General features: G+C 59.6%; 5 protein-coding genes. 3 read left to right on the forward strand and 2 right to left on the reverse strand.

The genetic code is table 11. The features are described 5' to 3' along the window. Positions 1-550 (forward strand): hypothetical protein (locus ACFWY5_RS57680; RefSeq protein WP_379640356.1); only part of this gene is annotated, 550 nt, incomplete at its 5' end. 518 nt (positions 551-1,068) lie between these two features. On the opposite strand, the gene ACFWY5_RS57685 is transcribed toward ACFWY5_RS57680, so the two are convergent. Continuing rightward, positions 1,069-2,328 carry a hypothetical protein gene (locus tag ACFWY5_RS57685; protein ID WP_379618944.1) on the reverse strand — a complete coding sequence of 420 codons (1,260 nt, stop codon included), beginning with the start codon at positions 2,326-2,328 and terminating at the stop codon, positions 1,069-1,071. 94 nt (positions 2,329-2,422) lie between these two features. Beyond that, on the reverse strand, positions 2,423-3,595 hold the full coding sequence (locus tag ACFWY5_RS57690; protein WP_379618946.1) for a hypothetical protein: 1,173 nt from the start codon (positions 3,593-3,595) through the stop codon (positions 2,423-2,425). 352 nt (positions 3,596-3,947) lie between these two features. On the opposite strand from ACFWY5_RS57690, the gene ACFWY5_RS57695 reads away from it, so the two are divergent. Both ACFWY5_RS57695 and ACFWY5_RS57700 read left to right on the forward strand, forming a co-directional pair. Continuing rightward, positions 3,948-5,966, forward strand: a complete 2,019-nt coding sequence (locus ACFWY5_RS57695) for an ATP-binding protein (RefSeq protein ID WP_379618948.1) — start codon at positions 3,948-3,950, stop codon at positions 5,964-5,966. A gap of 190 nt (positions 5,967-6,156) precedes the next feature. Then, a complete protein-coding gene (locus ACFWY5_RS57700; protein ID WP_379618950.1) occupies positions 6,157-7,575 on the forward strand; it encodes a protein kinase in 1,419 nt (472 codons plus the stop codon). Positions 7,576-8,358: the final 783 nt, after the last annotated feature.

Raw genomic sequence — 8,358 nt, forward strand, 5'->3', positions numbered from 1 at the left:
AGAAGGGCGTCTAAGTCTGTCTTCACACACCGACCATGGACGCCCTTCGTCATGCCCGCAGCCGATCACGGAATTTCACATCAGCGATCTAGCCTTCACCAAGGAGTGGGGGCGCCGATCCGGAGTGAACCCGATCTGGTACATCGACATCACTCCTGGGCACGATTGGTTGACTGTCCCCATCCAGCGGCTCGTCCAGAACGCCCTCGCCGCACCCGCCCAACCGTTCACACAGCCACATGGTGACCTGCCTGACATCCTTCGTCTCACGCCCTTCATGGAACAGATGGGAAGCGGAGTTCGATCTAGCGACGGCGTGGTCTACCGCAAGGACTTCTCCTGGGAACGAGAATGGCGCCACTGCGGCGATCTTGCGTTCACACTCAGCGACGTGACGGCCATCTTCGCGCCGGAGGCTGATCATGATCAGTTCGCTGCGGATATACATGCAATCCACACTGGCGACCAGCCGATTCCATCGCTCCTCGATCCGAACTGGAGCCTCGAAAGAATGATCATCGCGCTCGCTCGTCCCAGCAGGCGAGACTGACGGCGATTTTTTTGCCAGACTGCCCAGTGGGGCCAATGCCACAAGGCGGCGCCGCATTGGGTGGCCCACACCATGGCCATCCATTCTTTGTGCGGGCGAAGCGCTAGATGTGCGTCTTGGACAATTGCGTGTCTGTGCTCGGAGATTCACCAGTGTCGTTCTTCCGGCGTGAGCGCCTCGTGCCCTGACCGGCCTGATTTCTTCTGCTTGGTGCTTCATCAGGGACGGGAACGTGGCGGCTTACGATGACGACATCAGTGGTGTTCGGAAGCCTACTCATGGATCTTCGCGTGATGCCATGTTTCTACACGGATAATGTTCTACGGGAATGTCACGTCGCTGCGACAGGAAGCCCGTTCCCGGTGAGAACGCTCTCAGAAGTGTGGTCACAATGCTTGGAGTTGAAGCCCCATCGATGTTTAACCGCACGTCGTGCACGATCGACCCTGCTTGCCACTGCTCCTATCCAATAAGCCCCTGAACAGGCCGCATCATGGAGGGCTACAACCCTTACTGGGCTACATGGGCGGCTGGGTGGCCAAGGGCATTGTCTGAATCTCAAAGTCAATGGGGCAGGTGGGGTTACCGCTATCAGCAGCCCGATGATCATCCAGTGATGTAACCATCCAACCACGGGATATCTCTGACCTGGGCAAGAAAGTGCTTATTAGTGCCACCTGGGCGTGTTCAGCCATGTCTTGTAGACGATCTATCGCACAATCCACCATCCCCGGGGTAAGGTGCCGGCCTACCCCTTCGTCAACGAGAAGCAAAGTGGGCTCGACACGCGCATGGTGTCGGGCATGAAAACCAACCACTTCCCACAAAATCGCACTCTGCATTGATGCACTAAAGCCGTGAAAGTTTGACCGATCTATGCGCCCATCTACTTCCACCGTCCAATCGACTTGCGCACCTGAAATCCGCACCTCCCTAACAAGATTGCTCGACTCGGCGAGCATAATCAGGGTGGCCTTCATCGCGGATACGCTGAGGTCGAGCATCTGGGCAAGAGAGACGAGATTAGTAGGTTTTACACTGACTTGATCGTCATCAAGTAGTATCGTCTTGTAGGGGCGGGCGACATATGGAACCAATTGTCCATCAAGAACATGGGTTACATTGCCTGAACGGCCTGTGGTGGAGACATCGTGGGCATACGGGTCAAACCATCGAACCTCGATGTCCACATCACGACTGCGAGAGAGTTTTGCCACATGGTCGGAATCCGCCACGCTGGCGAGAAGACGCGCCAGAACAGACTTACCGCTGGCATTCGGCCCCGTGATGATATTTCGCATGGCAAGATCAAACTTTTTCCCCGCCAAAGCTCCCGGCGCAGAGTTTACCGATATGGATTCAACCAAGCCATATCGGTCTCGTGCGCTCCCATTTACCTCGGCGCTTTTCCTGGCTTCATGTAGCCGCTTCCATCCTTTGAGTTCTGCAGCCGAATAGGCGCGACCTTTATCGGAGTCGATTTCCTTGCCGTGGGAGTAGCAGCACCAGATACCGTTCTCAGGTTCACGCCGCTCAGTAGTCGAAAGACCGCCAGTTCCGCGCGGACCATCAGGCGAGGCGGCATATATATGGGCAGCCATGCCAGTGTTCGCGACTTGCGTTCTACCTGGCCCAGGACCCACCGTCAATCGCCCGCAATTCAACACTGAACACTGATACCCGGCCCGTTCCGCGATGACCTTCCGAGTTGCCGCCGAGAACTCAGCGCGCTGCCCCATTTTCCCAGCACCCCGTTTCGCCTGCTCGGTGAATTCCATAGTACCGGTGGCAGCGTTGCATCAGAGGGCTTGCAGCAAGAAGCTGGCTACTCCGCCAGCCCGCCTGTAGAGCCTCTAGATCTAGCAACCCAGCTCATGGGTTCAGCCAGCCTCTACGGCGAAGAACGAAGGAGCGCTGACGGCAAAATGATGAGCAGTAGCGTCGCCGCCTGTGGGCTCCGACCTGCTCTGGAAGCGGTTGTGCGCAGACCTCGCAGCATCCGTCCGGGAGGGGGGCGACAAGACCATCCAGCAGGCGATTAACCCCCTCCGCCTGTTCCGGAAGCGGCTCGTCGTCGGCCCGGCATCCTTCGTACTTCAGCAATCGGGCGAACACGTCACGAAGTTCGCCCAGGTCGCGACGCCTCGCGCCCAGCAGCGCGAGATAGTCCTCCAGCGGCCAGGTGATCAATGTGCCGGCCCTGGACAGATAGATGCCGACCGCGTCGATCCGGTAGCGGTCGGAGTAGTCCATCAGTGTGTAGCCGAGCAGTTGATACACGGTGGGCAGCGGGAAGTTGTGGACCCGGCGGGTGCTCTTGATGTCCACCAGCGTCCCTTCGATGATCAGGTCAGCGTCGGCTGCAAGATCTGAGCTGCCGTCGAAGGTGCTGCCTGAGGCGCACGCTTCCGGCTGGGAGGCGAGGCGGAGTCGCTCCAAGGCACTGTTCTGCGCAGCATGCAGCTGCGCGAGAAGGTCATCAACCAGATGACGATGCGGGACTGCCAGAAGCCGGTCGAAGGTGAAGGTGGCCGGCGCCGTGACGGCGGCCTTGACGAGCGGGGTATCGGGGAAGGCGAAGGGGTTGCGGTAATTGAGGGCGTACCACGCGGCGGCTATCAGCATGCGCGCCAGATCCTCTTCCTCGTCCTCCGCGCGAAGCATGGGCTGGTTCCGGTCGTCCAACTGCATTCGCGTCACGGTGTCAGTCAGGCGCTGAATGAGCTGCTCACCAACCTCCGCAAGAACACCGGCGAGATTGTCCCGTCCCCGCACGCCAGCAGCGGCACGGCAGTTGTCCCAGCCCAGAAACGTGGCAGCGTCCAGAGACGGTACGCAGGTGAAGGACAGTCGCAGTCGCTGATCTATGGCGGTACCGACCGTCCCCGCCTCGAAGCCGACACCATCTCCGGGGAGAATCAGCGGCCCAGCGGGAAGCTGCCCCCGATAGGTCTGCCGGAGACGCCGAACCCCGGCGGTCAGCTCGCGGTCGAGAAACAGCCGTAGTGGAGTCCGCGGGGACACCAGCCCATGTGTGAGGCTCATGCGCGCGACGATAGAACCCGCCACTGACAATCTGTCCCCATCGAACTACAGAACGCAACCGTGTGCGGTGCCAAACCGGTATCACGAGCCTGACCTGTGGCTTGGCGTCGTCTATGCAGCTTGGCGGTACTCGTTGATGAGACCGCCAATGGTATGTCGTCGCTGTATTCGAGCGGTGAGATCGACAACCTCGGCTGGATGCGTGGGTGGCCGTAGCGACAGCGCCTGGTGCGGCCGATGCTCCGAAGCAACACCGGGTTGTGTGGCCTAGACGCTGCTTGTCCTCGTTCATGGCCATTCAGTGCGGGCTGTCTCGCCCCAATCCGGCACCCAATCGTGCAAGACTCAACGGGTGGAGCAACTGATCGTCAGCGTCGAGCAGGACCACCTTGAGAGATTGGTGAAATCTCCTATTATCGGGGTGGCTGAACTCGTATGGAACGGTCTCGACGCAGACGCGTCCACGGTGGCCGTGGAGTTGACCACCAACACACTGGGCGGCATCGAGAGCGTCACGATCACCGACGACGGTACGGGAATCACGCTTCATCAAGTGCAAAAGTACTTCAGCCACCTCGGCGGATCGTGGAAGAAGCTCGCAACGCAGACCGACGGCGGACGACTTCTCCACGGGCGTAACGGCCAAGGCCGCTGGACGGCCTACGGCATTGGCGAACAGGTCCAGTGGATGACCGTTGCTGACGACATCCAAGGTCAGCGCAACTACATCGAGATCACTGGCCGCCGTAGCGCGCTCAGGGAGTTTCAGGTCGGTTCACCCATACCGGTGACCGACAGCAGCACCGGCACGCGGGTGCTGATCACCAATCTCACCGAAGCAGCCCAGAAGACCCTGCTGCGGGACTCGACCGTCGACGAGCTGACAACGGTCCTCGCCCTCTACCTCAAGCAGTACCCCGTCAAGGTCCTTTGGCAAGGAAACCCCCTCGATCCAGCCCGGCTGCAGTCCAGTCTCCACCAGGCCGAGTTGGACGTCGCCGGCCTGACCGGGATCACCCTGACCGTGATCGAGTGGAGACAGCCCGTCAAGCGAGCCATGCATCTCTGCGACACGTCAGGGACATCTCTCTTTCAGCTCCCACCGGGTATCCAGGCCCCAGGCTTCGAGTTCACCGCGTACATCACTTGGAAGGGGTTCCGGGACTCAATTGCCGATCTTGCGCTTGCCGAGCTCGGGCAAGAGCCCCTCGCCTCCATAGTCGATGCCGCCAAGGACGAGCTGAAGCGACACTTCAAGGAGCGCGCGGACGAACGCGGCAGCATCCTGTTGAAGTCTTGGAAAGACGAGCACAGCTATCCGTTCAAGGATGAGCCTCGAACGATCATCGAGCGCGCCGAGCGGAACCTCTTCGACCTTGTCGCGGTGGCCGCTGCGCCAGCTGTGGAAACAGCCGATACTCGATACCGCAAACTCTCACTCAGGCTCTTGCGCGAAGCCCTGGAGAAGAGCCCAAGGTCTGTCCATGACGTCCTCCGCGAGGTTTTGGACCTTCCCCCTGAGCGGCTTACCGAGCTTACCCAGCTGATAGAGCGCACCTCGCTCAGCGCCATCATCACCGCCGCCCGACGCATCACCGACCGATTGGACTTCCTCACCGGGCTGGAAGAGATCGTCTTCGACAGAGAGCTGAAGAAGCACTTCCTGGAGCGTAGCCAGCTCCACCGAATCCTGGCTGCGGAGACATGGGTCTTCCGGGAGGAGTACGCCCTCACCGCGGACGACGTGACGCTGAAGACAGCACTGCGCGACCACATTCAGTTGTTGGGCCGAGACGAGCTAACGCCCGCCGAGGTAGACGCCGCCGAAGTGCTGGATGAAGACGGGCGCAAGGTAGTTGTTGACATGATGCTGAGCCGTGTCGTCGAGCAACGGCGCAACCACCGCGAACACATCGTGATCGAGCTGAAGCGCCCGAATGTCCATGTCGGTATGGACCAGTTCTCGCAGATCCAAAACTACGCCACCGCCGTCACCATGGATTCCCGATTCGCGCGTATTGACTGCAGGTGGGAGTTCTGGATTGTCGGAGACATGCTGAAACCAGCCGTCGAGAAGATGGCGAACCAGAAGGGACGTGACCCAGGCATCGTCGTCGAAGGGGAAAGCTTCGTGGTTCGTGCTGTGACATGGGCCGAAGTGATCCAGGACGCACGTCACCGACTCGCATTCGTTCGCCAGGCACTCGACTATCAAAGCACCAACGACACCGGCATCCAGTACTTGCAGCGGGCTCATAGTCAACATCTTCCTGATTTGATCGTCTCTCCCGCCGTACCAGCTCCGCGTGCTGAGGTCAGTAACGAGCTATCCAATGAATCGATGACCGATGGTCCGCCTCTTGAGCGATGACCTCGCGCTACCCTCGCCGTCGGCGAAGCTCCATAGACACGTCTTGAACTTTGAAGAAGGTTGTTCGAACCCTCTGTAAGATGCCTTGCTTCCGACTTTGATCATGTGTGCGGCTGCACAGACGTAGTCAGGTAGGCCAAAGACCGTGGTGTCCGTCTCAGAGGCGCACCGATTGATGCACACTAGTCGAGTGGATGTCTTCGTCGGTGAGAGCGGAACGCAATGGGCCTACGATCAGGGAGCCCGAATCGGAGATCTCGGCGGCTTCGGCGAGGTCTACCGTGGTCAAAGCCCTGATGGGATGCCTATTGCGGTGAAACATGTTCCCTTGCGCAGAGGTCACCCCGCGGAAAGGCGGCGCCGCGAGCGAGAGGTTGAGATTGCTCAGGTTCTCGCAACCACCTCAACCGCTCATGTGATGCGCGCCCTTGACGTAGGGCACGTCAATGATGATCTATTCCTGGTGATGCCGCTGGCAGATCGATCGTTGGCTGGCGCGTTGGAGTCCGGTGACCTCGGTGAAGCGGCACGAGTTGACACCTTGCGCCAGATCGCGCAAGGTCTTGTCGAGTTGGCAGAAATCTCGGTGCTACATCGTGACCTCAAGCCAGCAAACGTCCTCCAGGTTGCAGACCACTGGCAGTTGGCTGACTTCGGTATCGCGCGCAATCTCGAAGAGCCCACCGGCACCTACACCTTCCTCGGCGCTGGAACCATGCCCTACATGGCTCCAGAGCTTTGGCGAGGCCAGCCCGCAACTGTTAAGACCGACCTGTACGCCCTGGGCGTCATCGCTTACGAACTCCTGGCCGGGACACGTCCATTTACGGGGGAAGACGAAGCGACACTCCGACACCAACACCTGCAGATGGCACCACCTCCACTGGAGGTGCAGCCGGCTCTCGGACGGCTGACGCTACGCCTGCTTGCGAAGAATCCAAGCGAGCGGCCCCAGGATGCTCGCGCTGTAGTGGAGGCGCTCGACGCAGCTTCCACGCGGCTCACGCCAGGGCAGCAGCGGCTCAGCCAGGCTGCTCTTAAAGCGCAAGAAGATCGTTCCCTCATGGAAGCGCGTCAGGCTGCTGACGCCCTCAGGCGAGCATCCGAGCAGGACCAGGCGAGCCAGGCAATAAATGACCTTGCACATATCCTTGAGGAAACTGCGGACATTGTGAAGGAGGCGCTTCCCGAAGCCACCCTGGAGAAGGCGTCTGGCGTGCCCCGTTGGGAACTCCTCTGGGCGAGCCATCGTCTCACGATTGACGTTTGGCCCCAGGGGAGGTGGGACGGTCATCTCCGCAGTGGCGACCACGACCCACTCGTCGAAGGCGGAGCCATCTTTTCGGGGATCCTCATTCTGGGGAACATTGTATGCGAGGTGTACGAAAACCGACTAATCTGGCATCTATTGCGCTTTGAAGAATGGCCAAATCTCCGTAGCTACGATTACGGTCCACGAGACCGTCCACACGGCTTCCGTCGCCAGGACTTTGAACAGCAAAGGGGCCTTATGCTCCAAACTGGGACGCAGGTGTGGACTCTCCAGAAAACCAAACTCACACCCGACGCAGTGATGGACCTTTTCAAGGAAGCTATCGAGCTGAAATGATCGTCTGGCACAATCTGTCCCCTCGCACCGGGAATCCTGCGGACGAACGCGAACCCTGCTGCGTGTACCGCTTCAAAACTCGTACACAGGGTTTGAGCTGTGGTGTCACCCGTTGGCTCAGCCACCTGCCTGGAGATAGTGCACAGGCTTGCGCCCGCAAGACGAGAGGGATCCCCACTCATGACTCTGGATCGCCGCGGCAGCCTCTACCACTCCCAATGGGCCATCACGCCATACAGTAAGATGCTTGCAGGACCTCAGCGACTCGACGCAACACCATTGCCTTAGGGCAAGAACAGGCAACGACGTCAAGTGCAGCCGGCCAGCCGAGAGACGGTCCACCTGAACCATGCGCGTCGAAAGGTCAAGTGTGCGTTATGGTGCACCGGACCGCACGATGAGTGCTCGTCGCGTGCTCTTCGGCCCGCGATACGCCCCGCCACCGGACGGCATTGTTGGACATTTTGAAACCGACAATTATCGCCTGAGCGATACGATTTGGTACTCAGGAACAATTCCAGGCATTGAATCTGTCGTCTTTTAATCCGTAGGTTCCGGGTTCGAGCCCCGGGCGCCCTACCACTCTACACCCCATCTGACCTGGGGTTTCTCGATTCTCAGCTTGTCTCTGAGAGGCGAGAATGGTCGAGTCGGTGCTCGCATAGTGCTCTTCGGCACGCGTCCGGCATGTGCAGTTCCGGTAGATGGTGGACACATTGGTTCCGGTTCCTGTGTGACAGTTCCAGGACGCGGTTCCGGTAGCCGGGCGACATAGTCCCGGCT

This window comes from Nonomuraea sp. NPDC059007, from assembly GCF_042740555.1.
Lineage (GTDB): Bacteria > Actinomycetota > Actinomycetes > Streptosporangiales > Streptosporangiaceae > Nonomuraea.

Excerpts from the sequence above, each read along its gene's own strand:
- ACFWY5_RS57685 (WP_379618944.1), bottom strand. The coding sequence starts at position 2,328 with ATGGAATTCACCGAGCAGGCGAAACGGGGTGCTGGGAAAATGGGGCAG.
- ACFWY5_RS57690 (WP_379618946.1), bottom strand. The coding sequence starts at position 3,595 with ATGAGCCTCACACATGGGCTGGTGTCCCCGCGGACTCCACTACGGCTG.